The sequence below is a fragment of the Pseudomonas sp. PHC1 genome, assembly GCF_046487845.1.
Lineage (GTDB): Bacteria > Pseudomonadota > Gammaproteobacteria > Pseudomonadales > Pseudomonadaceae > Aquipseudomonas > Aquipseudomonas sputi.
Genome location: NZ_JBJXHJ010000036.1, coordinates 1 through 25,848 on the forward strand (window position 1 = coordinate 1; position 25,848 = coordinate 25,848).

Consider the following 25,848-nt stretch of genomic DNA (forward strand, 5'->3'; position numbering starts at 1 on the left):
TGGCCTACGGCTACCGGGACAGCGAATTCTTTTTCATGAAGATCAAGAGCGACTTTCCCGGCAATCCGTGAAGAACCATTTTTTTGCCTGTGCCCTGAACGATCAGGCGGCCAGCTGCAGAATCAGCCAGGCATTCGCCCCACTGATCACCACAAACAATCCCCACGCGAGAACCTTGGTCGGCAACCGATTCACAAACGACCCCATCAGCTGTTTGTCGTTGGTCATGCGGATCAGCGGATACAGCGCAAACGGCAATTGCAGGCTCAACACCACCTGGCTCAGCACCAGCAGTTTGCCCACCGCGCCGTCGCCCATCAGCCACACGCCGATGAACGCCGGAATCAGCGCCAGCCCACGGGTGATCAGGCGCCGCTGCCAGCAAGGGATCCGCAGGTTCAGATAGCCTTCCATGATCACTTGCCCGGCGATGGTGCCGGTGAAGGTCGAACTCTGTCCCGATGCCAGCAACGCCACGCCGAACAGCACACTGGCCAACGCGCCGCCCACCAGTGGGTCGAGCAAGTGGTAGGCGTCCTGGATGTCGACCACGTCGGTATGCCCGGACTGATGAAAGGCGGCCGCCGCGAGAATCAGGATCGCCGCGTTGACCAGCAAGGCCAGCGCCAGCGAACCGATGGTGTCGATGCGCGCCAGCTTCACCGCGTCCTGCTTGCTGGCCAGATCCTTGCCAATCAGCCGTGTCTGCACGATCGAGGTGTGCAGGTACAGGTTGTGCGGCATCACCGTGGCGCCAAGGATGCCGATGGCCAGGTACAACGGCGCGGCATCGCTGATCGCCGATAGCGACGGTTTGAAGCCTTGGGCGACGTCCGGCCAGTACGGTTTGATCAACAGCAATTCAACGAAGAAGCACGCGCCGATGGTGCCCACCAGCACCAGCATGATCGCTTCCAGCCGGCGGAAACCGCGGTTTTGCAGGGCCAGAACCAGCAACGTATCGAACGCCGTCAGGGCGATGCCGAACGTCAGCGAACAGCCCAGCAACAGGTGAAACGCCAGTGCGCAGCCAAGTACTTCCGCAAGGTCGGTGGCGATGATCGAAATTTCCGCCAGCACCCATTGCAGCCGCGCCGTTGCAGTGCTGTAGCGTTCTCGGGACAGCTGCGCCAGATCGCGCCCGGTGGCGATGCCCAGTCGCGAGCACAGGCATTGCACGACCATGCCCGCCAGACTCGCCAGCAACACCACGAACAACAGGCTGTAGCCGAAGCGCGAACCGGCCTCGATGGCGGTGGCCCAGTTGCCCGGATCCATGTAGCCGATCGACACCAGCAAACCGGGGCCGGCAAAGCGCAATACGCGTTTGAAGAACGAGGCGTTGGGATCGACCGGGACACTGCCGGCCACTTCCGGCGGGCAGAACGGCGCCGTGGCGATTTTGGGCAAGCTGAATTTCACGCACACATCCAGAAACAAGTCGGAAAGCCGCAGCTTAGACGTTTCAGTCGGCGAGCCCAAGCGCCGATGTGCTGCGCTCAGGGTGTGGCGTTGCCGAGCAATTGCTCGCGCAGCTCGGGACTGCGCGTGCGCGGGTCGAGCCAGATGTCGAAAAATGCCCGGGCAAACTGCGGGTCATCGATTTCATGCTGCAATTGCTGGCCGACAAAGAACCGCGCGCCCTGGCCCGGCAGATACACCCCGGTGATCCGCGTGCCGGCCTGAACATCAATGAACGATTGCTGCATCTGGGTTTGCCACATAGCCAGTTGTGCCGGGCTGATGGACGCCCCGGCCAGACGCCTGATTTCATCGACGCTGGCCTTTACCAGGTCATCGCGAGAAATGGAGCGCCGGTAGATCAGCTCCAGGGCAAAGGGTTGCCCCTCGGCCAGCGGTCGCTCCGCACTCCATAACCGAGCGTTGTAGACGTCGAAACCGAACACGCTGAAATCACCTGTGCCGATGATCTGAGCGCCGGGTACTGCGTCCTGCCAGTTGGCCCAAGTGGGGGTCAGCAACAAGGCCCACAAGCCGATACCGCAGCATCCACGCAACAACTTCGGTGTATTGCTCATCGCGGCATCGACTCCGGTAAACCCTGATATTCAGAGCATAGCCCGCTATCACACCCATCGTTTTGTATACATTTTTTGAATACATCGGCAGCAATCCGTTCACCACAATGCTAACGTGGCCCCCATCGACCCCGACGGAGACACCTGCGTGCTGATGCTCAAACTGCTGCTGATTCCCGGTTTCCTGCTGCTGATTTCCCTCGCTGGCAAGCGCTGGGGGCCCAGCGTCGCCGGGTGGCTGTCGGGGTTACCGGTAGTCGTCGGGCCGATTCTGTTTTTCCTCGCCATCGAGCAAGGCCCGGCGTTCGCCGGACAATCGGCGGTGGCGGCGCTGTCGGCCATGTTCGCGATGATCGCGTTTTGTGTCACTTATGCGCAGGTTGCGCAGCGGGCGAGCTGGCCGCTGGCATTAGTGGTTTCCTTATCGGTCTGGGCCGTGCTGGCGCTGATACTGTCCCTGATTCCGGCATCGTTGCCCTTCTCGGTCGCCGCCGCAGCGACTGCCCTCCTTGCCGCGCCGTATCTGTTTCCCAAGGTGCAACCGGTGGTCAGCGGTCCGGCGCCGAAGTCAGACAAACTGGTCTGGCGGATGATCGCCGGGGCAGCGTTGACGCTGGTGGTGACGATGCTGGCCAGCACCGTCGGCGAGCGCTGGAGCGGTCTGCTCGCGGTGTTCCCGGTGCTGGGCAGCGTGATGGCGGTGTTTTCCCAGCAGACCCGTGGCCCGGCGTTTACCGCCGCGTTGCTGCGGGCGACGGCCACGGGGATGTATTCGTTTTCGGCGTTTTGCCTGGTCTTGGCAATTGCCTTGCCAAAATTTGGCTGGCCAGGGTTTGCAATGGCGATGGCGACTTCACTGGCTATGCTGGTATTTACCAAACAGCTTGTAATTCGCCCGGCAGTGAAAGGCACCTGAGACCATTGACCCAGATACCTTATCGAGACGGCCGGAATGTTATTGAAAATCGACTGGCAGCGGATCTGAAGCGGATCTACCGGTCGGCCCGTCTTTATCCAGCGCAACCGTAACGTCGCGAACCCCTCGAGGAGTATCGCTGGTTTGATGAACATCCTCGATCGTGGCCGGGGCTCCATGGTCATAGGCGCCAACCTGACACCGTGCAAACGCAGTCCAATGGTTGGCGTCCCGGTAATACACTTGCCCCGGTCCAATATCGCCCCGGCCGTCTTCGGGGCCGAGTCCCGTAACTTTTAATACCTCGGGCTCATATTCGTTGCCTCGTTTGTACTCCACCTTCACATTGGTAATTTTTTCACTGGCCATTTCCGATTCCTCTCAAGATTTTGGTCCTGCAGGATCTTTTACGAAAAACGCCCTATGTCGCACACCTGTCAGAAATGTCAGTTCAGACAAACGGTAGAATGGCTGTCCCCCATAAGTCTGGATATCAGATGATCCGCACTGGAGCCGACTGACCCCACCATGGGATCATCGCAGCCCCAAGCGACATCACTCCTCGGAGATTCGAATGCCATTGCTTTACAAGAAAGCCGTCGTCCTGTTGCTGGCGGCGGTGGCCGGTTTCGGCGCCATCAATGTTCAGGCGGCCAAGGCCAAGGAGAAGGCTGTCACCGAGAAAGTCTCGCTGCTGGAAGGCAAATTCAGTTTTGTCCTGCCCAAAGGCTTTGTCGCCGACCCGTTGCCCGCCGGCCCGACCGGTGCCAAGGGCACGATGTACACCAACCAGACGACAAAGACCGTGGTCATCGCCGCCGAAAACCAGATTCCCGAAGGCAACAACGTCAAAGACAACGACAGTGCGTTCCTTGACGGCACGGTGTCGGATTTCATCGACGCCCAGCGCAAGGCGCTGCCGGACTTCAACAAGCTCAGCGAAAAAAGCCTGACCCAGAAAGGTAATGGCCTGGGCCTGCGTCAGGTCGACAGCACGGCTACCCAGGGCGGCGGCCAGACCCTCAACACCACATTGCTGGCCGGTTCCGGCACGCGCATGGCGCTGGTCCAGGTGATTTCCCGGGCCAGCGACAAGAGCGGTCACGAGGCATTGGTGAAGACCATCCTCAAGGAAAAGTGATCCTCAGGGATTGAGTCGCTGCAACCAGTCGTTCAAATCCCGAAGCTCGGCCGCACTGATGCTGTGGCCGACACCGGGGTAGGCCTGAAATTGCGGCTTGTACGACAGCTTCTGCAACAACGCATCGGCCTCGGTGCCACCGCTGTACGGCACCCGGTCATCCGCCGTGCCATGGCCGATGAAGATCTCCAGCGGCGGATGCTGTTGCTCTGACTTCAGCTCGCTCTTGAGCACCGGCAACACCCGCCCGCTCAACGCCGCAATGCCACCCACTACCGCCGGCTGCCGCAACCCGACCTCGTAAGTCATCATCGCGCCCTGACTGAAACCGATCAGGTACACCTTTTCCGGTTGCGCGTGATATTTCTGCGCCGCCGCAGCGATAAAGGCCCGCAGTTTCTGGCTGCTGGCCTTCAGATCATCAGTCTCGCCGTTGTAGGCCCCTTCGCCTTTCTTGCGAAACCACTGGAAACGCCCTTCCCCCAACGCCATCGGAGCCTGCACCGACAGGTAGTTGTGCTGCTTGGGCAGCTGAAATTTCATACCGATCAAGTCTGCTTCGTTGCTGCCGTAGCCATGCAGGAAAATCACCAGCGGACGCTGTTCGGCGTCCGGGTGCACCTGGGCCAGGTAGTTGAGCGGCAGATCGTTTTGCAGCGAGGTCTGAGCCTGGACAGCCGTGGACGCCAGCAGCGTCAACAGCGCAAACACCTTCAACATAAGCCTTCCTTCACACCGTGCAGGGTTCGGGGCAGAGCCTAACACTGTGATCCGGATGATGGGGGGTCAGTCGTTGATCAGCTTGCCCGCCCTGATCGGCTCGCGCCCCGCCACTTTCGCCTGCCAGATGCCCGGCTGGGTGTAGCGGCCGCGATCGACGGCGAACAGCACGCCGCTGGTGCCGGCGCGCACAGTGGTTACGCGGTCATTCAACGGGTTGACCACTTCGAACAGCGCATCGCCGCGCTCGACCCATTCACCGGCATCGCGAAGGAAACTCACCACGCCATGATGCGGTGCGAACAGGTACTCGGTGCCTTCGAACGGCATGCCTTCGCAGCATTCTTCCGGCGCCTTCGGCCATTCGCCGCTGATGAAGCCCTGCTCGGCGAGAAAGCCCAGAATGGCTTCGCAATTGGCCTGGGCCTGATCGACGCGGGTGTCGCCCATGCTGCCCAACTCCAGGGTTGTGGCGAGGTTGGCCGGTGGAATTGCCGCGTTCGGGAAGACCCGGGCCAGTCGCAACCATGGCGAGGAGCAGGATTCGTCGAACGAACTTCCGCCGGAGTCTTCACACAGCAGCGCCACGCCAGCCTTCAGGCGTGCAGCGAGGGATTGCCACCGCGACCAGTGCTGCGGCAAGGCGTAGAGATGAATCGCCGCGTCAAAATCGCAATGCAGATCGAGGGTGATGTCGGCCTCACAGGCGTGGCGCAGCAACAGACGGTGCAGCGCTTCCAGTTGCGACGCCGGAGCCGGCAGTTCGTCGAGTACCTGACCCATGGTCTGGCGGATCAACGCAATGTTGGCTTCGGCATCACCGCCCAACTGATCCCCGATGCGCTCGGCCACCGGTGCGCTGAGTTCGACGAAGGCGCGGTTGAAGTTCTTGCCGCTGCCCAGCTCGAAACGCCCCATGTGGCTGCCTTGCAGGTGCTGGTCGAGGCCGATCGGGTTGGCCACCGGCACCAGTTCGATCACGCCTCGCAAATGGCCGTTGCTTTCCAGCTCGGTCAGGCGCTTTTTCAGTTCCCATGCGGTGCGCATGCCCGGCAGTTCATCGGCGTGCAGGCTGGCCTGGATGTAGACCTTGCGCGGGCCGGCGCCATAACGGAACACACTCAGGGAGCGTTCGCTGCCCAGGTGGCTCCAGGGCAGAAGATGGTCGATGCGTTGCATGGAGAACTCCGGAAATTCAGTGGTCACTGCCAACGCAGTGACCGCATTGAAATGTGCTGACAGGATAAATCACGGGCGAAAAAAAAGTGGCCACCGCGCAAACGGGGCCACTTTTTCTACGGCGTATTAATGGCCGTACACGTCAAAGTCAAAGTACTTGTCCTGCACTTGCTTGTACTTGCCGTTGGCGCGGATTTCGTTGATGGCAGCATTGAATTTCTCCGCCAGCTCGGTATCGCCTTTACGCACCGCAATACCGGCGCCACCGCCGAAGTACTTGGCGTCTTCGTAGGTCGGGCCGACGAATTCGAAGCCTTTGCCGGCGTCGGTTTTCAGGAAGCCGTCGCTCAGGTTGACCGAGTCGGCCAGCATCGCGTCGATACGACCGGAAACCATGTCCAGGTTGGCTTCCTGCTGCGAGCCGTAACGCACCAGTTCGATCCCGGCCGGTACCAGCACTTCGGTGGCGTAGCGGTCGTGGGTACTGGCGCGCAGCACGCCGACTTTCTTGCCTTTGAGCTCGACCAGCGGGTCTTTCACGCCGGAGCCAGCCTTCATCACGAAGCGCGCCGGGGTGTGGTAGTACTTGATGGTGAAATCGACGTTTTTCTTGCGGTCGTCAGTGATGGTCATCGAGGACAGGATCGCGTCGATCTTCTTCACTTTCAGCGCCGGGATCAGGCCGTCGAACTCTTGCTCGACCCAGGTGCATTTGACTTTCATCTGCTCACACAGCGCGTCGCCGATGTCCACGTCGAAACCGGCCAGTTTGCCGTCAGGGGTTTTCATCGAGAAGGGCGGGTAACCGGCTTCGATACCGATACGGATCGGTTTGGCGTCTTCGGCCACGGCGGTCAGGGACAACATCGACAGTGCCAGGGCACCGAACATAACCAGCTTTTTCATTTATTACTCCCGTGTGCGGAGGCTTTTATTGGCAGCTTTCGATTGTCAGGTTCGGCCTTGGGCTGTGCAGCGCAAAAAAACCGAAGTGGCCGGCAGTCTATGGTGGCGCGCACGGGGCAAATTGTGTTTAAGCGACAAATACTTACAGAAAATCGGCGAGTGCCATCACCAGGGAAAAATGTGCGTCAGAGCGGTGCAAGGGTTGTAGGACAAAGCCGACAAAAGATGCCGCCGAAGCGGCAACTCTCCGGCAATCAGCAATCGCAAGCGATCGGTTCAATGGCGACGCGCGGTGCCGCAACACTCAACTGAAAACCTTCATCCAGCCACCCCGTCACTCCGCCGATCATCTCCTTGACCGGATAACCCAGCGCCGCCAGCTTGACCGCGGCCTTGTTGGCGCCATTGCAGTGGGGACCGGCGCAATAAACCACGAAAAGCGTGTTTTTCGAGTAGTCCACCAGCCCCTCCGCCGTGAGCAAACGCCCCGGAATATTGATCGCCCCCGGCACATGACCGCGCGCGAAAGCCAGCGGCCCGCGCACGTCCACCAGCACGAAATCGATCTCGCCGGCCTGCTGGCTGCTGAAGACGTCGGAGCAATCGGTTTCGAAAGTCAGACGGTTGCTGAAATGCATCAGGGCAATGGCCGAAGGGGCGGCAGGAATCTCGCGAACCAGGCTGGGCATGTTGAATCACTCCTTTGTCTGTGGGATGAACAGACTTTATCGAGCCGCCGCTTGCCGCTACAGTGGCGCACAAGACACTCACCGGGAATTTTCCGCCAAATGCCTGACTCACCTGGATTGGTAGCGATTCTGGCTTACGACGGCCTCTGCACCTTTGAGTTCGGCATCGCCGTGGAGATCTTCGGCCTGGCCCGGCCGGAGTTCGATTTTCCGTGGTACGAGCACTGCATCGCCGCCGTCGACCAAGGCCCGATGCGCGCCATGGGCGGGATTCAGGTGCTGGCGGACGGTGGGCTGGAACTGTTGGCGGATGCGCGCACCATCATCATTCCCGGCTGGCGCGACCGCAATGCGCCGGTGCCGGATGCCTTGCTTGACGCATTGCGTGCTGCCCATGGGCGCGGCGCACGGCTGTTATCGATCTGCTCGGGCGTGTTTGTTCTGGCCGCCAGCGGCCTGCTCGACGGGCACGGCGCTACCACCCACTGGCGCTACACCTCGGAGCTGGCCGAGCACTTCCCGGCCATCGATGTCGATCCGGATGTGCTTTACGTGGATTCCGGCCAATTGATTACCTCGGCCGGCAGCGCAGCCGGGATCGACGCCTGCCTGCATCTGGTGGCGCGGGACTTCGGCACCCAGATCGCCAACGCGGTGGCGCGGCGGCTGGTGATGTCGCCGCAGCGTACCGGCGGCCAGGCGCAATTCATTCCGACACCGGTCAGCCCGACGCCGCGAAGTGACCTGTCGCGCGTGATGCAGTGGGCTCGCGAGCGCCTGCACGAACCGCTGGAAGTGCGCGCTCTGGCCAGCGAAGCGGCGATGAGCGAACGCACCTTCCTGCGCAAATTTACCGAAGCCAGCGGCCAGTCACCCAAGGCGTGGCTGCAACACGAGCGTCTGGCCCGGGCCCGGGAGTTGCTGGAAAGCACGCCGCTAAACACCGAGCAGATCGCCCTGCGCTGTGGCTACCGCTCGGTGGAAAGCTTTCGTGTGGCGTTTCGCAGCGTGGTCGGGGTGCCGCCGTTGGTGTATCGCGAGCGCTTTGGTCGAGAGATCAAGGCTTGCGCAACAGATAGGTGTCCATGATCCAGCCATGCTCGGCCCGCGCAGCCTTGCGTACCCGCTCGATCTCATCGGCAACGTCGCTGAGCTTGCCACTGATGAGGATTTCATCCGGCGTGCCAAGGTAGGCGCCCCAGTAAATCTCGGTCTCCTGATCCGCCACCCGATGGTAGGAATCGTCCGCGTCGAGCATCACCACCAGACTGTCCGTGTCACTCACCTGCCCCGCCGCCAAACGTCGGCCGGTGGTGATCTCAATCGAGCGGCCGATGCTGTTCAGCGGCACCTTGTGCTGTGCCGCCAAGGCCTGAACGCTGGTGATGCCCGGAATGACTTCGAATTCAAACGCACATCGCCCCGAGGCCAGAATCGCCTGCAGGATGCGAATGGTGCTGTCGTACAACGCCGGATCGCCCCATACCAGAAAACCGCCGCACTGCCCGTCAGCCAATTCGTCATTGATCAGCCGTTCGAAGGTTTGCTGCTTGGCGCGGTTCAGTTCATCGACGCTGGCGCCGTAGTCCGTATCGCCGCGCTCGCGCTCCGGGCTGTGGGCTTCGGCGAAACGGTAGGTACGATCGGTGATGTAGCGCTCGCAGATCTCCCGCCGCAGGTCGATCAGCTTGTCCTTGTTCCGGCCCTTGTCCATCAGGAAAAACACGTCCACCCGATTCAGCGCCTTCACCGCCTGCATCGTGATGTAGTCCGGGTTGCCGGCACCGATGCCGATCACCAGCAATCGCTTCATTACTCTGCTCCTTCCAGGCTCATGCCGGACAAGCGTAGCCGCCAGCGCCCGGCAAATCGCAGATCGATAGCCGCCAGCGGCTCGACGTCGATACTGTGAAACGCCTCGCCCTGCACGACCTGCATCAATGCAGCGCGCATCACGAACGGATGAGTGACCGCCACCACGTGCCCCGGCGTGGTTTGCAGTGCAACGAGCCACGCCGCCACCCGTTCACGCAGTTGCGCCACTGACTCACCGCCATGGGGGGCGGCGTGCGGATCGTCGAGCCAGGCTTGCAAGGCCTCGGGTTCGTTCCGTTGCAAGTCTTTGATCGACTGACCTTGCCACCGTCCCCAGTCGCAATCACGCAGGGCCTGATCGATGTGCGCTTCATGGCCAAACCACGCCGCCGTCTGACGAGTACGCAGTTCCGGGCCACAAATCAGACGGCATGCCGTGTCGAAACGCGAAGTCAGCGAGCAGGACGCCAGCGCCGTTTCTTCAACAGGTTCATTCGTAGGAAAACACGCCAATTTTTGTGCGACGGTTCTGGCATGGCAGATCAATGTCAAACGGGTGGTCTGCACGGGAGTCACTCGGCTGGAAGACAGGACGATCATCGGCGAAGTCGCCGATGTAGCGTTGATTGTGCCGTAAACCGGGAGGCTCGGGGCAAGTCGGTTGAGCAACCTGAACAGGTGAAAGCGGCAATGTCTGACACCACTATGGGCAATGGACTACAAGACTGATCGACATCGGTGTAACCCTTGCGTTACGGGCATCTCGCCCCATTTTGGGGCTTGGTTTAAACGCCAAAAAATTCGCTAGACATGTAGCGTCAGTTACATAAATACTGTTTTAACGGATTGTGAAACGAATTCAACACCTCATCCAGCAGGAGCCCGGATGCCCCCTCTCAGAGACCTGATCACCGACCCTGGCCTTGACCTGACGCCGTCGGAGCGCAAAGTCGTTCGCGCCTTGCTCGATCAGTATCCACGCAACGGGCTTGGCCCGATGGCGCGCCTGGCCGAACATGCCGGCGTCAGCGATCCGACCATCGTGCGGCTGGTGAAAAAGCTCGGTTTCGGCGGTTACGCCGAATTCCAGGACGCCCTGCTCAGCGACATGGACCATCGCCTGCGCTCGCCGCGCACTCTGTTACAACCGCGCTCGCAGCAGAACAAGGACGATGCCTGGAGCCATTACCTGGCTCACAGCCATAGCCTGCTGGCCGAAACCCAGGCCCTGACCCAACCGGAAGACGTGCGGATTCTCGCCGACTGGCTGCTCGATACCCGCCATCAGGTCTACTGCTTCGGCGGACGCTTCAGCAGTCTGATGGCAACCTACCTGCTCAATCATTTGCGCCTGCTGCGTCCCGGCTGCTTTGCACTGGAGGACAACGCGCAACTGCCGGATCGTCTGTTCGACCTGCAACGCCAGGACGTGGTGCTGGTGTTCGACTATCGCCGCTATCAGACCCAGGCCCTGCGCGTGGCCAGCGCCGCGAAAAACAACAATGCTCGCGTCGTGCTGTTCACCGACATCTATGCCTCGCCGCTGCGCGAACTGGCCGACATGATCATCAGCGCCCCGGTGGAGTCGGCCTCGCCGTTCGACACCATGGTCCCGGCGCTGGCCCAGGTCGAGGCATTGATTGCCTGCCTGACCCTGCGCTGCCCGGACCTGGCCGATCGCCTGGAAGGCATCGATGCCCTGCGCAACGACTTCGACACCCACTTGCTGGAGGATAAATAAGGATGTTCAGCCTTCCCCATCGCTCGCCACGGGACCTGCCGTTTGTCATCGACCACACCGCGCTGTTGCTGGTGGACATGCAGCGTGCCTGGCTCGAGCCGCAGTTCGACCCGCACCTCGAAGGCCCGGACGCCGCGTACTTCCTCAACCGTACGCGCTCGCAAGTGGTACCCAATCAGGTTCGCCTGCTCAACGCCTTTCGCGACGCACGGCAGAACGTGCTGCACACCCTGATCGAAAGCCTCACTGCCGACGGCCGCGACCGCTCGCTGGATCACAAACTGTCGGACATGCACTTGCCCAAGGGCAGCCCGCAGGCACAGGTCATCGCCGAACTGACCCCGGCGGAAAACGAAATCGTGCTGCCCAAGACCTCGTCCGGGGTTTTCAACTCGACCAACATCGACTACGTGCTGCGCAACCTCGAAACCCGTCACCTGATCATCGCCGGGATCGTCACCGACCAGTGCGTGGACATGGCCGTACGCGACGCCGCTGACCGCGGCTATCTCGTCACACTGGTGGCAGACGCCTGCGCGACCTATACCGATGCACGCCACGACGCCTGCCTGAACGCGATCAAGGGCTATTGCTGGATCACCGACACCGACACCGTGCTCGGACGGTTGCAGGAGATGCAGTCATGAGCGCACGCCTGTCGCCGTTGCCGATGACCACCATCGTCACCACCGACCTGATCGGCGTCACCCGTGGCCGCTCGTTTCCCAGCGATGAGCTGGAGCACTATCAGGCCGCCGGTTGTGGCTGGGTGCCTGCCAACAGTGCGCTAACGCCGCAGGACATCATTGCCTCGACCAGTCCGTGGGGCGCTTATGGCGATCTGCGGCTGATTCCCGATCTGGCCAGCCGCGTCACCGTCGGCAACGGCCCGGACGCCGCAGCGCCGGCGCTGGATTTCATCCACGGCGACATCCGCGAGACGGATGGCCGGCCATGGGCGGCGTGCCCGCGCACCCTGTTGCGCAACGAGGTCGAGCGCTATCGCGATGAGCTCGGTTTGCAGGTCAACGCTGCGTTCGAACACGAATTCAACCTGCACGCCGGGTTTGCCGAACATCTGGCCTTCTCGCTCGAAGCCCAGCGCCAGGGCGCCGAATTCGGTGGCTGGCTGCTCAGTGCGCTGCGCGCCGGTGGCGTCGAGCCGGAAATGTTCCTGCCCGAATACGGCAAGCACCAATACGAAATCACCTGCCGCCCGGCCCTCGGTGTGGCGGCGGCGGATCGCGCGGTGAACGTGCGCGAGATCACCCGCGAAATCGCTCGGCAAATGGGCCTGGACTTGAGCTTCGCGCCGAAGACCGCCGCCGACGCGGTGTGCAACGGCGTGCACCTGCACGTCAGCCTGCTGGATCTGGCCGGTCAGCCGATGCTCTACGACGCCGGCACCAGCAATGGTCTGTCGACCCTCGGCCAGCACTGGGCGGCGGGCGTGCTGCATTACTTGCCGGCACTGTGCGCGTTTACCGCGCCGACGCCGGTGTCCTATGAACGCTTGCAGCCGCACCACTGGAGCGCGTCCTACGCGTGTCTGGGCCAGCAGAACCGCGAAGCGGCGCTGCGCATCTGCCCGACCGTGAGCCTGGGCGGCAAACCCGTGGCAGCGCAGTACAACCTGGAATTTCGCGCCATGGACGCCACCGCCTCGCCGCATCTGGCAATGGCCGCGCTGCTGATCGCCGGGCGCCTGGGCATCGAGCAGCGCCTGGCGCTGAACGCGATCACCGATGAAATCCCCGATTCACTCAACGACGAACAACGCAAGACCCGGGGCATCGTTGCCCTGCCCGCCTCCCTGGCCCAGGCACTGGATTGCCTGCGTCGCAGTGAAGCGCTGGTCGAAGCGCTGCCAGGCGCGTTGCTCGAAACCTTTTTCGCCCTTAAAACCGAGGAACTGGCGCTGACGGAACAGCTCTCGCCCGCTGACCTGTGTGAGCACTATGCACGCCTGTACTGAATCCGCCGAGCTTGGGTTGTACACCCGACCGGTCTACAACCTGAGCCGTGAAGATTCGACGCACCCGCTGATTCTGGTGTGCGAACACGCCAGCCGCTACATCCCCGAGGCCCTGAACAATCTGGGCCTGGAGGACACCGCGGCGCGTGAACACATTGCCTGGGACATCGGCGCCCTGGCGCTGGCCGAGCAACTGTCGGAGCAACTGGGCGCCACCCTGTTGAGCGCCAACTATTCGCGCCTGTTGATCGACCTCAACCGCCCCCGGCATGCACCCGACAGCATTCCGGCGCAAAGCGAGATCTACCAGGTGCCGGGTAATCGCGAACTCGATGAGGCCACGCGCGAGTATCGTCGCCAGTGCCTGTTCAAGCCGTTTCACACGCGGCTGCAACAACTGATCGATGCACGTCTGGCCGAAGGTCGGCCGGTCCGGGTGGTGGGGATTCACAGCTTCACCCCGGTGTACTACGGCCAGCCGCGCGAGCTGGAAGTCGGCGTGCTGTTCGGTCAGGCCCGGGCCTATGCCCAACGGATGCTCGACGGTCTGGAACGACATCCGCTGAAAGTCGCCGGCAACCTGCCGTACAGAATCGACCCGCTGGGGGACATGACCGTGCCGGTACACGGCGATGCCCGGGGCCTGGATTCGGTATTGATCGAAGTGCGCAACGACCTGCTGCGCAGCCCGGACGCGGTAACCCGCTGGGCAGATTATCTGGCACCCCTGCTGTAAAGATTGTTGTAACCACTGCTGACGCTGTAAACGACAGACCGATATAACAACGAAAACGACCGATTGGCTGACAAGGAGTTGCGCTTCATGGAAATAGAAGAGTTCGGCTACAAACAGGAGCTGAAACGTAGCCTCACACTGACCGACCTGGTGGTGTACGGGATGATCTTCATGATCCCCATTGCCCCGTTCGGCGTGTATGGCTACGTCAACGCCGAGGCACCGGGGATGGTGCCTCTGGCGTACATCATCGGCATGGTGGCGATGGTCTTCACCGCGCTGAGCTACGGCAGCATGGCGCGAGCCTTTCCGATTGCCGGATCGGTGTATTCCTACGCACAGCGGGGCCTGAATCAACATGTCGGTTTCATCGCCGGCTGGCTGATGCTGCTCGACTATCTGCTGATTCCGCCGCTGCTGTACGTGTACGCGGCGATGGCACTCAACCATTTGTATCCGGACATCCCGAAAGTCGGCTTCATTCTGGCATTCCTGGTCAGCGCGACCTTCGTCAACCTGCGCGGCATTACCTTCACCGCCCGCATGAATATCCTGTTCCTGCTCGCCCAACTGGTGGTGCTGGGGATTTTCCTGTTCTACGCCTGGAACGCCCTGCACAACGGTGGCGGCAACGGCCAGTTGACCCTGGCGCCGCTGTATCACCCGGAAACCTTCAACTTCGCCCTGCTGATGCAAGCGGTGTCGATTGCGGTGCTGTCGTTCCTGGGCTTCGATGCGATCTCCACCCTCGCCGAAGAAATCAAGGGCGATCCGGGCCGCAGCGTCGGCAAAGCGGCGTTGATCACGCTGGTGGTGATGGGTGTGATTTTCGTGGCGCAAACCTGGATCGCCACCGATCTGGCAGCGGGCATGGGCTTCAAGTCCGCCGACACCGCGTTCTATGAAATCGCCGAAATCGCTGCCGGCAGCTGGCTCGCCACCTTGACCGGCGTGGCCACGGCCCTGGCCTGGGGCGTGGCGGTGGCGATCACGTCACAAGCCGCCGTCTCGCGCCTGCTGTTCGGCATGGCCCGCGACGGCAAGCTGCCGAAGTTGCTGGCCAAAGTGCATCCGAAACACAACACACCGTACCTGAGCATTTATCTGGTGGCCGTGCTGTCGCTGGTGATCTGCTACCTGTTCATCAATTCGGTGGACACCCTGACCTCGCTGGTCAACTTCGGCGCCCTGAGCGGCTTCATGCTGCTGCACCTGACCGTGATCAATTACTACTGGCGCCGGCAGAAATCCGGCCAGGTGATCCGCCACCTGATCTGCCCGGTGATCGGCTTCAGCATCGTCGCGGCCATCATGTACAACATGGGCGTCGATGCCCAGAAACTCGGCCTGATCTGGATTGCGCTGGGTCTGGTGTACCTGTTCTTCCTGAACAAGCTCGGCGCCAGTACCGCGCTGCCTGACCCGAGCAATGGCTGACAAGAAAAAGAGCGGCGTCTGACAACAAATCAGGCGACCGCCGCTTTAACGCGTGGAAACCGACAGTGATAGTCAGGTTCGGCGAATGGGCCGAACCTTTTGATACAGGAGTGCATCCATGCTGGTCTTACGTCCAGTCGAGCCAACCGACCTGCCTCAATTGCAACAACTGGCGCGCGACAGCCTGGTGGGCGTCACATCCCTGCCGGACGACAGCGAACGCCTGGGCGAGAAAATCGCCGCGTCCCGTGCCTCGTTCGACAGCGATGCCACGGCTCAGGGCCCGGAGAATTACTTCTTCGTACTGGAAGACCTGGAGAGCCGGCGACTGGTCGGCTGCTCGGAGATCCTCGCCACCGCCGGGTTCAACGAACCGTTCTACAGCCTGCGCAACCGTCACTTCACCAGTGCCTCGCGGGAGCTGAACATCGAGCACGGCGTGCCGGCGCTGTCGCTGTGTCACGACCTGAGCGGGCATACGCTGCTGCGCGGTTTTCACATCGACGCGGCGCTGGTGCGCACGCCGTTTTCCGAATTGCTGTCGCGGGCACGCCTGCTGTTCATCGCCGCCCACGCGCCGCGTTTTGCCGAAGCGGTGATCACCGAAATCGTCGGTTACAGCGACGAGCAAGGGCATTCACCGTTCTGGGATGCGCTGGGCAAACATTTCTTCGACCTGCCCTACGTCGAGGCCGAACGCCTGTGCGGTTTGCAGAGCCGTACGTTTCTCGCCGAACTGATGCCGCAATACCCGATCTACGTGCCAATGCTGCCGAAGGCCGCGCAGGACTGCATCGGCCGCATCCACCCGGACGGCCAGGAAGCCTTCGACATCCTCGAGCGCGAGGGTTTTGAAACCAACAGCTACATCGATCTGTTCGATGCCGGCCCGACCTTGTATGCACGCACCGCCAACATCCGTTCGATCGCGCAGAGCCAGACAGCCACGGTTCAGGAGCAGTCCCTGATCGATGCCCGCGGTCGCTATCTGGTGAGCAATGAGGCTCTGCAGGGCTTTCGGGCAGTGGTCGCCGAGCTGGATTACCAGCCCGGTCAGCCCCTGGCGCTCGACCCGGCCCTGTGCGCGGCGCTCAACGTCCGCGCTGGCGGCACGATCCGGATCATCGCCCTGTGAACCGCGCCCCTACCCAACGACAGTGCCCGAGCAGGCGCGCAAAAGGAGTTGCAGCATGATTGTCCGTCCGGTCCAAGTCAGCGACCTGCCAGCGTTGATGACGCTCGTGCACCAGGCCGGGCCGGGGTTCACCACCCTGCCCGCCAACGAAGATCGCCTGGCCCACCGCGTACGCTGGGCACAACGGGCGTTCGCCGAGCAGGTCGAGCGGGCCGATGCCGATTACCTGTTCGTGCTTGAGGACGACGAGCAGCGGGTGGTCGGCGTCAGCGCCCTGGCCGGGGCCGTCGGCCTGCGCGAGCCTTGGTACAACTATCGGGTCGGGCTGACCGTCAGCTCGGCGCCGGACCTGGGCATTCAGCGGCAGATTCCGACGCTGTTCCTCAACAATGAACTGACCGGCCAATCGGAACTGTGCTCGCTGTTCCTGCGCCATGACCAGCGCCACGGCAGCAACGGCCGCCTGCTGTCATTGGGGCGTTTGCTGTTTGTCGCCGAATTCCCGCACCTGTTCGGCGAGAAGATGATCGCCGAACTGCGCGGCAGTGCCGACGAACAAGGTTGCTCGCCGTTCTGGGACAGCCTGGGCCGACACTTCTTCCAGATGGACTTCAGTCACGCCGACCACCTGTCCGGACTGGGCAACAAGGCGTTCATCGCCGAACTGATGCCGCGTCAGCCACTGTACACCTGCCTGCTCACCGAACAGGCCCAGGCCGTGATCGGCCAGGCCCACCCCAACACCGAGCCGGCCCTGAAAATTCTCCAGGCCGAGGGTTTCGCCCATAAAGGCTACATCGACATTTTTGACGGCGGTCCGGTGATCGAGGCGCCGATCCGCAGCATCCGCACGGTGCGCGACAGCCTGGAACTGACCCTGAGCATAGGCACGCCGGACGATCAGGCGCCCCTGTGGCTGATCCACAACCGGCGTCTGGAAAACTGCCGCATCACCGTCGCGGCGGGACGTCGGGTCGGCACCAGCCTGGTGATCGACCGCCTCACTGCAAAGCGCCTGCAATTGCAGCCCGGTAATTCGGTGAGGGCGGTGCCGCTGCCCAATAAACAGCAGCACGCGGTGGCGGCCTGAGCGCAGACGCCTGTCGTTCAAGCGCCTGAACAGGATTTTCCTGGTTAACTTCCTCGTTAATTCGTCATGATCCTTGACCCATTGGCGTGATAGCCTTTTCACCTTCGGCGTTGACACCTTTGCTCAAGCCTTTCCATTCCTTTGTATTGGTGGAACTCGTATGACCAGGCTTTCTCATCAAGATTTGCGCCGTAATTTCCGTCAGCTGCTGGCTTCCAACACGTGCTATCACACCGCCTCGGTGTTCGATCCGATGTCCGCCCGCATCGCCGCTGACCTGGGTTTTGAAGTTGGGATTCTCGGCGGCTCGGTCGCCTCGTTGCAGGTCCTGGGCGCTCCGGACTTTGCCCTGATCACCCTCAGCGAATTCGCTGAACAGGCCACCCGCATCGGCCGTGTCGCCCAATTGCCGGTGATCGCCGACGCCGACCACGGCTACGGCAACGCCCTGAACGTAATGCGCACCATCGTCGAACTGGAACGCGCCGGTGTCGCCGCGCTGACCATCGAAGACACCCTGCTGCCGGCCCAGTTCGGCCGTAAATCCACCGACCTGATCACCGTCGCCGAAGGCGTCGGCAAGATCCGCGCAGCCCTGGAAGCCCGGGTCGATTCGGAAATGGCGATCATCGCGCGGACCAACGCCGGTATTCTGCCGAACCAGGAAATCATCAGCCGCACCAAGCAATACCAGGCTGCCGGTGCCGACGGCATCTGCATGGTGGGTATCCAGGATTTCGATCAACTCGAGCAGATCGCCGAACACTTGACCGTCCCACTGATGCTGGTGACCTACGGCAACCCGGCGCTGCGCGACGACAAACGCCTGGCCGAACTGGGTGTGCGCGTGACCATTGACGGCCACGGGGCCTACTTCGCGGCGATCAAGGCGACTTACGACAGCCTGCGCGAACAACGCCAGATCTTCACCCAGGCCTCCGACCTGAGTGCCACGGAACTGACCCACACCTACACCCAGCCTGAGGAATACATCCTCTGGGCCAAGGAATACATGAGCGTCAAAGAGTAACCTCGCACCACGCTACAAAGAGGCAGAGCGGCCCGACGCCATCACGAGTTCACTCGCATGGCGCCCGCCGCGAAACCGCTGCCTGCCGTTACCGTTTCGCCAACTCCATAATCATCCGCGACAACAGATAAATCCGCGGCGCCACGCTCTCCACTTCCGCGTATTCCTCCGGCGTGTGAATGTTGCCGCCGACAATCCCGAATCCGTCCAGCGTCGGCGTGCCCACCCCGGCCGACAGGCTCGCGTCCGCCGCCCCGCCGCTGCCTTCTTCGGTCAACTTGCGGCCAATCTCACCGTAAATCCCTTGCGCCATCGCCATCAAGCGATCCGACTCCGCCGTCTGCGGCATCGGTGGCAAGCCACGTTGCAATGAAGTCTTCACTTCGGTCTCAGGAATCAGTTTGTCCTGGGACACCCGCGCCAGATCCTTCTCGATCCGGTCGAACTCTTCCGGCACCGCCGCCCGCACGTCGGCCTTGGCCGTGGCCTGATCCGGGATCACGTTGGTGCGGTCGCCGGCCTTGAGCACGGTGAAATTGATAGTGGTTTTCTTGGCTTCGTCGCCGAGCTTGCCCAGTTGCAGGATCTGGTGCGCCGCCTCCATCGCCGCGTTGCGCCCCAGTTCCGGCGCGACGCCGGCGTGGGCGGCTTTGCCCTTGACCTCGATCAGTGCAGTGGCGCTGCCCTTGCGCCACACCACCAGACCATCGGCCGGGCGGCCCGGTTCGAGGTTGAGGGTGACGTCGTGGCGTTTGGCGGTTTTCTTGATCAGGTCGGTGGCGACGTCCGAGCCGGTTTCTTCGCTGGCATCGAGCAGGAAAGTGATTTGCGCATAGTCCTTGAAGTCGAGGTTCTTCAGAATTTTCAGCGCGTAGATGCCGGCGACGATCCCGCCCTTGTCATCCATCACCCCCGGCCCGTAGGCGCGGCCGTCCTTGATGTGAAACGGTCGCTCAGCGGCGGAGCCTTCCTTGAATACCGTGTCCATGTGCGCCATCAGGAGGATTTTTGCCTTGCCGGTGCCTTTGAGCGTGGCGAGCACGTGGTGGGTTTTTTCCGGGGTGTTGGGCACCCGTTCGATGGTGGCGCCGAGCTTTTTCAGCTCATCGATGGCGATGTCGCTGACTTGCTTGAGCCCCGGCTCATAGCCGGAACCGGAGTCGATATTGACCAGCCGTTCAAGCAGTTTCAGGGCTTCGGGCTTGTATTGCTCGGCGTCGGCCAGCACCTGTTTGTGCGGTTCGGCAAAGACACCGGAGGTGGCAAAAGTGAGGGACAGGCCGGCCAGCAGGGAACGAGGGAATTTGAACGCCATGAATCAATCCTTGTTTCGTGTCGGGTACTGAACCGTACCTGACATCGCCCCATGGCTCTATACCGGATGCGACACCCGTTCCGCTCAGACCGAACCGAGCACTTCTCGTCGTGGCTTGTTATCGCTGCAGCAAATCACCCGGTTACGCCCGCCGGCCTTGGCTTCATACAGTGCCTGATCGGCGTCATCGAGCCAGCGTGTCGCATCGCCGTGTACCGGATCGAGCGCCGCCAGACCGATGCTCAGGCTGACTTTCAGCGCCGGGTTCTGTTCGTACACCAGAAAGGAAAAACGCTCACGCAAGGCTTCCATCGCCTGCGCCGCGTTGAACAGCGGCAAGTCCGGCAGGATCACGCAAAATTCGTCACCGCCGTAGCGCCCCGCCACATCCGCCATGCGCAGATTCTGCTTGAGCATCTTGCTCAGCTGGCGCAGGACGATATCGCCGGCCACATGACCGTAGGTGTCGTTGATCGCCTTGAAGTGGTCGATGTCGATCAGCGCAATCGCGGCGCCGGTCTGCTGGCGTTTGCAGCGTTGAAACTCGACTTCCAGTTGATCCTTCCAGGCACCGTGATTGAGCAGACCGGTGAGGCTGTCGGTGCGGCTCAGGGCCAGCAATTCGCGTTTATGCAGGCCGAGGGTGTAGGCCTGGCGAAAGCAGATCCAGCCCAGCGCCAACGGATACAGCATCAGCAACGGCAGACAGGCATAGAGTTGTGCCGGCGTGGTCATCGGGACGAACGCGGGGGCAAATACCACCAGCCCGACACCCACGCCCAGCAGTTGCGACGCCGCCCCGGCCAGCAGAAAACGCAGGCCGCCAATGGCAACGTTGTTCATCGCCATCATCGAAATGGTCGTGGCACTGGGCAAGGGATTGAAGTGCATGGCGGCGACCCAGAAGCCACCGAGAAAGGCATCGATCAACAGATTGCGGTGCTCGGCGTGGTAGGGAACCCTGGCCCGGCGGGCCCATTGATACGCAAGGTGCGGCCAGACCAGGCCGTTGAACAGCATCAGCGCCCAGCCCCAGGCCGGCGGATCGAGTGGATACATTGCGACGCTCACGCACAAAAGCCCCAGGACCAGCCCGAGGATTCGCGATGTATAGAGCCTCCTGGCCAGTGAAAGTCCCTTTCCTCCCGTTCTTCCCATAGGGGCCTCGACCACTCGACGGCACTGCGCAGACCGCAGACCGGATGTACTTGGAGTCTATCAGTGCAACGTTAAATAGCCATCACCGGCCAGCGGGCCGAATACTCCGTCATCAGCACCACACGGCGGGCAAATGATTGGCTATACATGAAAGGAAGAAAATGGAAAAAAGGCTCTAAGAAGGAGGCCCATGCAAACCTACCAGGTGTTGATCATCGGCAGCGGTTTTGGCGGCCAGTGCGCGGCGGTCAATCTGCTCAAGGCCGGTATCGACGACTTTCGCTTGCTGGAACGCCGGGACTTTTTCGGCGGCACCTGGTGCCAGAACACCTATCCCGGCGCGGCGGTGGATGTGCCGTCGCCGCTGTATTCCCTGTCGTTTGCGCCTTATCGCTGGACCCAGATGTTCGCCGAACAGGCCGAACTGCACCGCTACACCGACTATGTGGTCGAGCGCTTCGGCCTGCGTGATCGGGTGGAGCTGGAGGCCAACGTCGAGCGCGTCGAATGGGACGACGGAGAAAAACGCTGGGCCGTACACACCGGCACCAAAGGCATTTTTTATGCGCAGTTCCTGATCAATGCCACCGGGCCGCTGAGCCAACCGGTTATCCCACACTTCCCCGGCCAGGATCGCTTTCAGGGCAAGACCTTTCATACGAACAATTGGGATCACGGCTACGACTATCACGGTAAACGCGTGGCGATTGTCGGCAGCGGTGCCAGTGCGGCTCAGGTGATTCCGGCCATTGCACCGAAGGTCGCCCAGTTGCATGTGTTTCAGCGCACAGCGCATTGGGTGCTGCCCCGGGCCGATCGTACGTTCGGTCGATTCCAGCGCTGGCTGCTGGGTCTGAAACCGGCCTACAAACTGCTGCGCTGGATGATCTACTGGCAATTCGAAACCCGGGTGATCGCCTTCAAATACTCGAAACCGGCGATTCATATGGTGCAGCGCCAGGCCCTGAAGTTTCTCAAACGCCAGGTGACTGACCCCGAGCTGCGGAAAAAACTCACACCGGACTTCACCATCGGCTGCAAACGGGTATTGGTCTCCAGCACCTATTACCCGGCGCTGACCCGGCCCAACGTCACATTGCACAGCCGCGAACAAGGCATCGCCAGCCTCGATGAAACCGGCATCGTCACCACGGACGGTCAGCACATCGATGTCGATCTGATCGTCTGGTCGACCGGTTACGACGCCACCGACGGCGTGATTTCCTACCCGGTCAGCGGAAAAAACGCCGTACAACTGCGCGACGTCTGGACGCAGTACCCGCGCGCCTACCTCGGCACCAGTCTGCCGGACTTCCCCAACCTGTTTATCGTCACCGGGCCGAACACCGGCATCGGCCACACCTCGGCGCTGTTCATCATCGAATCGCAGATGAACTACATCCTCGACTGTATCCGCACCGTGCAGGCCAAAGGTCTGCGCAGCATCGAAGTTCGCCCCGAAGCAGAACGTACCTACACTCAGATGATTCACCGAGAAATGGAGCGCACGGTCTGGAAAACCGGCGGCTGCCACAGTTGGTATCAAAGCAGGAGCGGTCATGTGATCGCGATGTTTCCCGGCTTCAGTTTCAGCTATCACCGGTTGACCCGGGCGCTGAAACCGGCCGACCACATTCTGTCTTGAACAAGGAAGACCCACGATGCTTTTGCTGTTTGTCGCCCTCGCGGTTTTCGTGGCCTGGAGCTGGTTGAGTTACCCGGCGGTCGGCCACTGGCTTTACGATCTGAGCGCGGCCCTGGAGGCCCGGCTGTACCGGTTGCACAAGATTGAAGTGCCGATCGCCGAAATGTCCGTGTCGACCTGGCAAGGCGGGCCTTATGAAGCGTCGAGCAGCATATTGATGCTGCACGGCTACAGTGCCGAAAAGAACCTGTGGCTGCGCTTCGCCCGGCATTTTGTCGGGCAGTACCGGGTAATCATCCCGGACCTGGCCGGCCACGGCGAAACCGGCTTCAAGGCCGGCGGTGGCTACGATATTCCGGTGCAGGCCAAGCGCATGATCCAGTTGCTCGACGTCTGCGGGGTCGAGAAAGTCCACGTGATCGGCAACTCCATGGGCGGCTACATCGCCGCGTGGCTGGCGGCGACCTACCCGGACCGCATCGCGTCGGTGGCGCTGATCGATCCGGCCGGCGTCACTGCGCCCGAGGCCAGCGACATGGAGCGCCACCTGGCCCGTGGGCACAATCCGTTCCTGATCAATTCCCGGGAAGAATTCCGACGCTTCTATGCGATGACCATGGCCTCACCACCGTGGGTGCCCGGTTTGGTGCTTGACGCCATTGCCCAGCGTTACGAACAAAACCGCGACGAACTGGAAGAGATTTTCCGGGATTTTCGCGCCAGCCCGCCGATGGAGCCGAAACTGCCGGACATCAAATGCCCGGCGCTGTTGCTCTGGGGCCGCAAGGACCGGTTGATCGACGTCAGCAGCGTGCCGGTGTGGAGCAAAGGCATCAGCAATCTGCGGGTCGATGTCTGGGAGGGCGTCGGCCATATGCCGATGGTTGAACAGCCGTCGAACACGGCACGTCTGTATCGGGAGTTTCTGGGGGAAAATTCGCGCCAGGACAGGTAAACGGTCAGTCGTTGGCAGAATGAAGTTCGTAGGATTCTTCGTTTGCCCGCGTCAGCGAAGGCTGCGATCTTTTCCGACATCCTTAACGTGACCGTGCCAGGAATTTTTTTCATGACCGTGCAGCCTTTCGTCAGTCCCGACCTGATCCGTCAACGCTTCTCCCAAGCGATGTCCGACATGTACCGCGAAGAAGTGCCGCTGTACGGCGCGTTGATGGAATTGGTGGAACAGACCAACCGCGACGTGCTGGCACGCGAGCCGCAAATCGCCAGTCAACTGCACAGCACTGGTGAAATCGAGCGGCTGGACATGGAGCGCCACGGCGCCATCCGCGTCGGCACCGCCACCGAACTCGCCACCCTCGCCCGCCTGTTTGCGGTAATGGGCATGCAACCGGTGGGCTATTACGACCTGACGCCTGCCGGGGTGCCGGTGCATTCCACGGCGTTTCGTGCGGTGCATGAAGATGCGCTGCAGGTCAGCCCGTTCCGGGTGTTCACTTCCTTGCTGCGACTGGAATTGATTGAAGACCCCGAGCTGCGGACCTTTGCTGAATCGGTGCTGGATAAGCGTTCGATCTTTACGCCATCGGCGCTAAGGTTGATCGAACAGGCCGAATCGGCTGGCGGTCTGAATGATTCCGAGGCCGGGGAATTTGTCCTGCAAGCGCTGGAGACGTTTCGCTGGCACCACAGCGCCACCGTCACCGCCGCGCAATACCAGAACCTCTGCGCTCAGCATCGCTTGATCGCCGATGTCGTGGCGTTCAAGGGACCGCACATCAACCACCTGACCCCGCGCACGCTGGACATCGACATCGTCCAGGCGCAGATGCCGCTGCGTGGCATCACGCCCAAAGCGGTGATCGAAGGCCCTCCGCGCCGGCAGCATCCGATCCTGTTGCGTCAGACCAGTTTCAAGGCGCTGGACGAGCCGATCGCCTTCACCGACCAGACGCAAACCCGCGGCAGCCACAGCGCCCGCTTCGGCGAAATCGAACAACGTGGCGCAGCGCTGACCCCCAAGGGCCGTGCGTTGTACGACCGACTGCTGAACGCGGCACGCGATGAACTGGGCGATTTCCCCAACGAAGCCAACGCCTCACGTTACAACGCGCTGATGACCCAGCACTTCAGCGAATTCCCTGACAGCCTCGAGGGCATGCGCGAGCAGGAACTGGCGTATTTCCGTTATGTCCTGACAGATAAGGGGCTGGCGGCGAGTCGTCCCGCTGATGCTTCGCTGCAAGGGTTATTACGCGACGGCTATGTGAAAGCCGAACCGCTGGTGTACGAAGATTTCCTGCCCGTCAGTGCGGCAGGGATTTTTCAGTCGAACCTGGGGGATGCGGCGCAGACGCACTATGGGCAGCATTCCAATCGACAGGCGTTCGAGTTGGCCTTGGGGCGTTCGACCATTGATGAGTTGGGCCTGTATGCCGAAACCCAGCAACGCTCGATCGAGGAATGCCTCACTCCAATTACCCGATCCGCGTGAAAAGCGGCGATTGGCCATACTGCGCAAGAAGTTGCGCACTTCGAGCTACCGAGCTGATCAAAAAACGCTCAAAACCGCGAGCCAGAGCGGTCAAGTCCCCGGCTCCCGGGGACGTGGCAAAAGCTGGCACGCTCCTTGATAACAGTCAGGCACCCACCGGGCGATTTCGCCTCCCGGGCACCCTAACTTTATCCGCAAGGAGCACCTCCCATGGCAACACCAGCGTACATGTCGGTTACCGGCGAAAAACAAGGCCTGATCACTGCCGGCGCCTTCACCGCCGACTCCGTTGGCAACACCTACCAGGAAGGTCACGAAGACCAAGTCATGGTTCAGGCGTTCAGCCACGACGTGATCATCCCGCGTGACCCGCAATCCGGTCAGCCAACCGGTCAGCGCGTTCACAAGCCAGTGATCATCACCAAGGTCTACGACAAGGCTTCGCCACTGCTGCAAGCTGCTCTGACCTCCGGCGAGCGCATGAGCGAAATCGTTATCCAGTGGTACCGCACTTCGGCTCAAGGTACCCAAGAGCACTACTACACCACCAAACTGGAAGACGCGATCATCGTCGCCATCAACAACAAAATGCACAACTGCCAGGATCCAGGCAACTCGCACTTCACCCACCTGGAAGAAGTGCAGTTCACCTACCGCAAAATCACCTGGACCCACGAAGTATCCGGTACTTCGGGTTCCGATGACTGGCGTGCTCCAGTCGTTTAATTA

General features: G+C 61.4%; 26 protein-coding genes. 15 read left to right on the plus strand and 11 right to left on the minus strand.

All coding sequences use genetic code 11. The features are described from left to right. Positions 1-102: 102 nt before the first annotated feature. Positions 103-1,422, minus strand: coding sequence for an Nramp family divalent metal transporter (locus tag ACKJSM_RS27625; RefSeq protein WP_236181742.1), 1,320 nt, complete (start codon positions 1,420-1,422; stop codon positions 103-105). A gap of 77 nt (positions 1,423-1,499) precedes the next feature. Beyond that, positions 1,500-2,039 (minus strand): chalcone isomerase family protein, encoded by a 540-nt coding sequence (locus ACKJSM_RS27630; protein WP_410239423.1) that lies wholly within the window; start codon positions 2,037-2,039, stop codon positions 1,500-1,502. A gap of 148 nt (positions 2,040-2,187) precedes the next feature. Between ACKJSM_RS27630 and ACKJSM_RS27635 the strand changes: the two genes are divergently transcribed. Next, the gene (locus ACKJSM_RS27635; RefSeq protein WP_410239424.1) at positions 2,188-2,955 is read left to right on the plus strand and encodes a hypothetical protein; all 768 of its coding nucleotides are present in this window, start codon (positions 2,188-2,190) and stop codon (positions 2,953-2,955) included. Between the two features lie 39 nt (positions 2,956-2,994). Here the strand turns inward: ACKJSM_RS27635 and ACKJSM_RS27640 are convergent, their stop codons facing one another. Next, positions 2,995-3,324: a hypothetical protein gene (locus ACKJSM_RS27640; RefSeq protein WP_410239425.1), complete on the minus strand. Its 330-nt coding sequence runs from the start codon at positions 3,322-3,324 to the stop codon at positions 2,995-2,997. 205 nt (positions 3,325-3,529) lie between these two features. Between ACKJSM_RS27640 and ACKJSM_RS27645 the strand changes: the two genes are divergently transcribed. After that, complete coding sequence (locus ACKJSM_RS27645) at positions 3,530-4,096, plus strand: hypothetical protein (RefSeq protein ID WP_410239426.1); 567 nt, start codon at positions 3,530-3,532, stop codon at positions 4,094-4,096. Between the two features lie 3 nt (positions 4,097-4,099). Here ACKJSM_RS27645 and ACKJSM_RS27650 read toward each other — a convergent pair whose 3' ends face one another. The 4 genes from ACKJSM_RS27650 to ACKJSM_RS27665 form a co-directional block, all read right to left on the minus strand. Then, complete coding sequence (locus ACKJSM_RS27650) at positions 4,100-4,816, minus strand: alpha/beta hydrolase (RefSeq protein WP_410239427.1); 717 nt, start codon at positions 4,814-4,816, stop codon at positions 4,100-4,102. A 66-nt stretch (positions 4,817-4,882) separates the two neighbouring features. Then, the gene (locus ACKJSM_RS27655; RefSeq protein ID WP_410239428.1) at positions 4,883-5,995 is read right to left on the minus strand and encodes a succinylglutamate desuccinylase/aspartoacylase family protein; all 1,113 of its coding nucleotides are present in this window, start codon (positions 5,993-5,995) and stop codon (positions 4,883-4,885) included. 126 nt (positions 5,996-6,121) lie between these two features. Further along, entirely contained in the window at positions 6,122-6,901 is a 780-nt protein-coding gene (locus tag ACKJSM_RS27660; RefSeq protein ID WP_039767817.1) for an ABC transporter substrate-binding protein, read from the minus strand. Between the two features lie 254 nt (positions 6,902-7,155). Further along, positions 7,156-7,590, minus strand: coding sequence for a rhodanese-like domain-containing protein (locus ACKJSM_RS27665; protein WP_410239429.1), 435 nt, complete (start codon positions 7,588-7,590; stop codon positions 7,156-7,158). 99 nt (positions 7,591-7,689) lie between these two features. Between ACKJSM_RS27665 and ftrA the strand changes: the two genes are divergently transcribed. Continuing rightward, on the plus strand, positions 7,690-8,679 hold the full coding sequence (gene ftrA / locus ACKJSM_RS27670; protein ID WP_410239430.1) for a transcriptional regulator FtrA: 990 nt from the start codon (positions 7,690-7,692) through the stop codon (positions 8,677-8,679). On the opposite strand, the gene cobF is transcribed toward ftrA, so the two are convergent. Both cobF and ACKJSM_RS27680 read right to left on the minus strand, forming a co-directional pair. Beyond that, the gene (cobF, locus tag ACKJSM_RS27675; protein WP_410239431.1) at positions 8,648-9,403 is read right to left on the minus strand and encodes a precorrin-6A synthase (deacetylating); all 756 of its coding nucleotides are present in this window, start codon (positions 9,401-9,403) and stop codon (positions 8,648-8,650) included. The genes ftrA and cobF overlap by 32 nt on opposite strands. After that, positions 9,403-9,972, minus strand: coding sequence for a histidine phosphatase family protein (locus tag ACKJSM_RS27680; RefSeq protein ID WP_410239432.1), 570 nt, complete (start codon positions 9,970-9,972; stop codon positions 9,403-9,405). The genes cobF and ACKJSM_RS27680 overlap by 1 nt, the downstream gene beginning before the upstream one ends. 319 nt (positions 9,973-10,291) lie before the next feature. On the opposite strand from ACKJSM_RS27680, the gene ACKJSM_RS27685 reads away from it, so the two are divergent. The 8 genes from ACKJSM_RS27685 to ACKJSM_RS27720 all read left to right on the plus strand — a co-directional run bounded on the left by ACKJSM_RS27685 (position 10,292) and on the right by ACKJSM_RS27720 (position 18,549). Continuing rightward, positions 10,292-11,146, plus strand: a complete 855-nt coding sequence (locus ACKJSM_RS27685; protein WP_236181751.1) for a MurR/RpiR family transcriptional regulator — start codon at positions 10,292-10,294, stop codon at positions 11,144-11,146. 2 nt (positions 11,147-11,148) lie between these two features. Then, positions 11,149-11,793 (plus strand): isochorismatase family cysteine hydrolase, encoded by a 645-nt coding sequence (locus ACKJSM_RS27690; protein ID WP_236181752.1) that lies wholly within the window; start codon positions 11,149-11,151, stop codon positions 11,791-11,793. Beyond that, on the plus strand, positions 11,790-13,121 hold the full coding sequence (locus tag ACKJSM_RS27695; RefSeq protein ID WP_410239433.1) for a glutamine synthetase: 1,332 nt from the start codon (positions 11,790-11,792) through the stop codon (positions 13,119-13,121). The genes ACKJSM_RS27690 and ACKJSM_RS27695 overlap by 4 nt, the downstream gene beginning before the upstream one ends. Continuing rightward, positions 13,105-13,857, plus strand: coding sequence for an N-formylglutamate amidohydrolase (locus ACKJSM_RS27700; RefSeq protein WP_410239434.1), 753 nt, complete (start codon positions 13,105-13,107; stop codon positions 13,855-13,857). Before ACKJSM_RS27695 ends, ACKJSM_RS27700 begins: the two co-directional genes overlap by 17 nt. An 87-nt stretch (positions 13,858-13,944) precedes the next feature. Continuing rightward, complete coding sequence (locus ACKJSM_RS27705) at positions 13,945-15,294, plus strand: APC family permease (protein WP_410239435.1); 1,350 nt, start codon at positions 13,945-13,947, stop codon at positions 15,292-15,294. A 118-nt stretch (positions 15,295-15,412) separates the two neighbouring features. After that, entirely contained in the window at positions 15,413-16,429 is a 1,017-nt protein-coding gene (locus ACKJSM_RS27710) for an arginine N-succinyltransferase (RefSeq protein WP_410239436.1), read from the plus strand. Positions 16,430-16,484: 55 nt separating this feature from the next. Then, positions 16,485-17,519, plus strand: a complete 1,035-nt coding sequence (astA, locus tag ACKJSM_RS27715; RefSeq protein ID WP_236181757.1) for an arginine N-succinyltransferase — start codon at positions 16,485-16,487, stop codon at positions 17,517-17,519. A gap of 160 nt (positions 17,520-17,679) precedes the next feature. Further along, entirely contained in the window at positions 17,680-18,549 is an 870-nt protein-coding gene (locus ACKJSM_RS27720) for an oxaloacetate decarboxylase (RefSeq protein WP_236181758.1), read from the plus strand. Positions 18,550-18,637: 88 nt separating this feature from the next. On the opposite strand, the gene ACKJSM_RS27725 is transcribed toward ACKJSM_RS27720, so the two are convergent. Together ACKJSM_RS27725 and ACKJSM_RS27730 are read right to left on the minus strand one after the other, a co-directional pair. After that, positions 18,638-19,864 carry a M20/M25/M40 family metallo-hydrolase gene (locus ACKJSM_RS27725; RefSeq protein ID WP_410239437.1) on the minus strand — a complete coding sequence of 409 codons (1,227 nt, stop codon included), beginning with the start codon at positions 19,862-19,864 and terminating at the stop codon, positions 18,638-18,640. An 84-nt stretch (positions 19,865-19,948) separates the two neighbouring features. Continuing rightward, positions 19,949-21,022 (minus strand): diguanylate cyclase, encoded by a 1,074-nt coding sequence (locus ACKJSM_RS27730; protein WP_410239438.1) that lies wholly within the window; start codon positions 21,020-21,022, stop codon positions 19,949-19,951. 190 nt (positions 21,023-21,212) lie between these two features. On the opposite strand from ACKJSM_RS27730, the gene ACKJSM_RS27735 reads away from it, so the two are divergent. The 4 genes from ACKJSM_RS27735 to ACKJSM_RS27750 all read left to right on the plus strand — a co-directional run bounded on the left by ACKJSM_RS27735 (position 21,213) and on the right by ACKJSM_RS27750 (position 25,845). Then, entirely contained in the window at positions 21,213-22,667 is a 1,455-nt protein-coding gene (locus ACKJSM_RS27735) for a flavin-containing monooxygenase (RefSeq protein ID WP_410239439.1), read from the plus strand. Positions 22,668-22,683: 16 nt separating this feature from the next. Beyond that, positions 22,684-23,622: an alpha/beta fold hydrolase gene (locus ACKJSM_RS27740; RefSeq protein ID WP_410239440.1), complete on the plus strand. Its 939-nt coding sequence runs from the start codon at positions 22,684-22,686 to the stop codon at positions 23,620-23,622. A 111-nt stretch (positions 23,623-23,733) separates the two neighbouring features. Continuing rightward, positions 23,734-25,119 (plus strand): VOC family protein, encoded by a 1,386-nt coding sequence (locus ACKJSM_RS27745; protein ID WP_410239441.1) that lies wholly within the window; start codon positions 23,734-23,736, stop codon positions 25,117-25,119. A gap of 210 nt (positions 25,120-25,329) precedes the next feature. Then, a complete protein-coding gene (locus ACKJSM_RS27750; RefSeq protein ID WP_003226246.1) occupies positions 25,330-25,845 on the plus strand; it encodes an Hcp family type VI secretion system effector in 516 nt (171 codons plus the stop codon). Positions 25,846-25,848 lie beyond the last annotated feature (3 nt).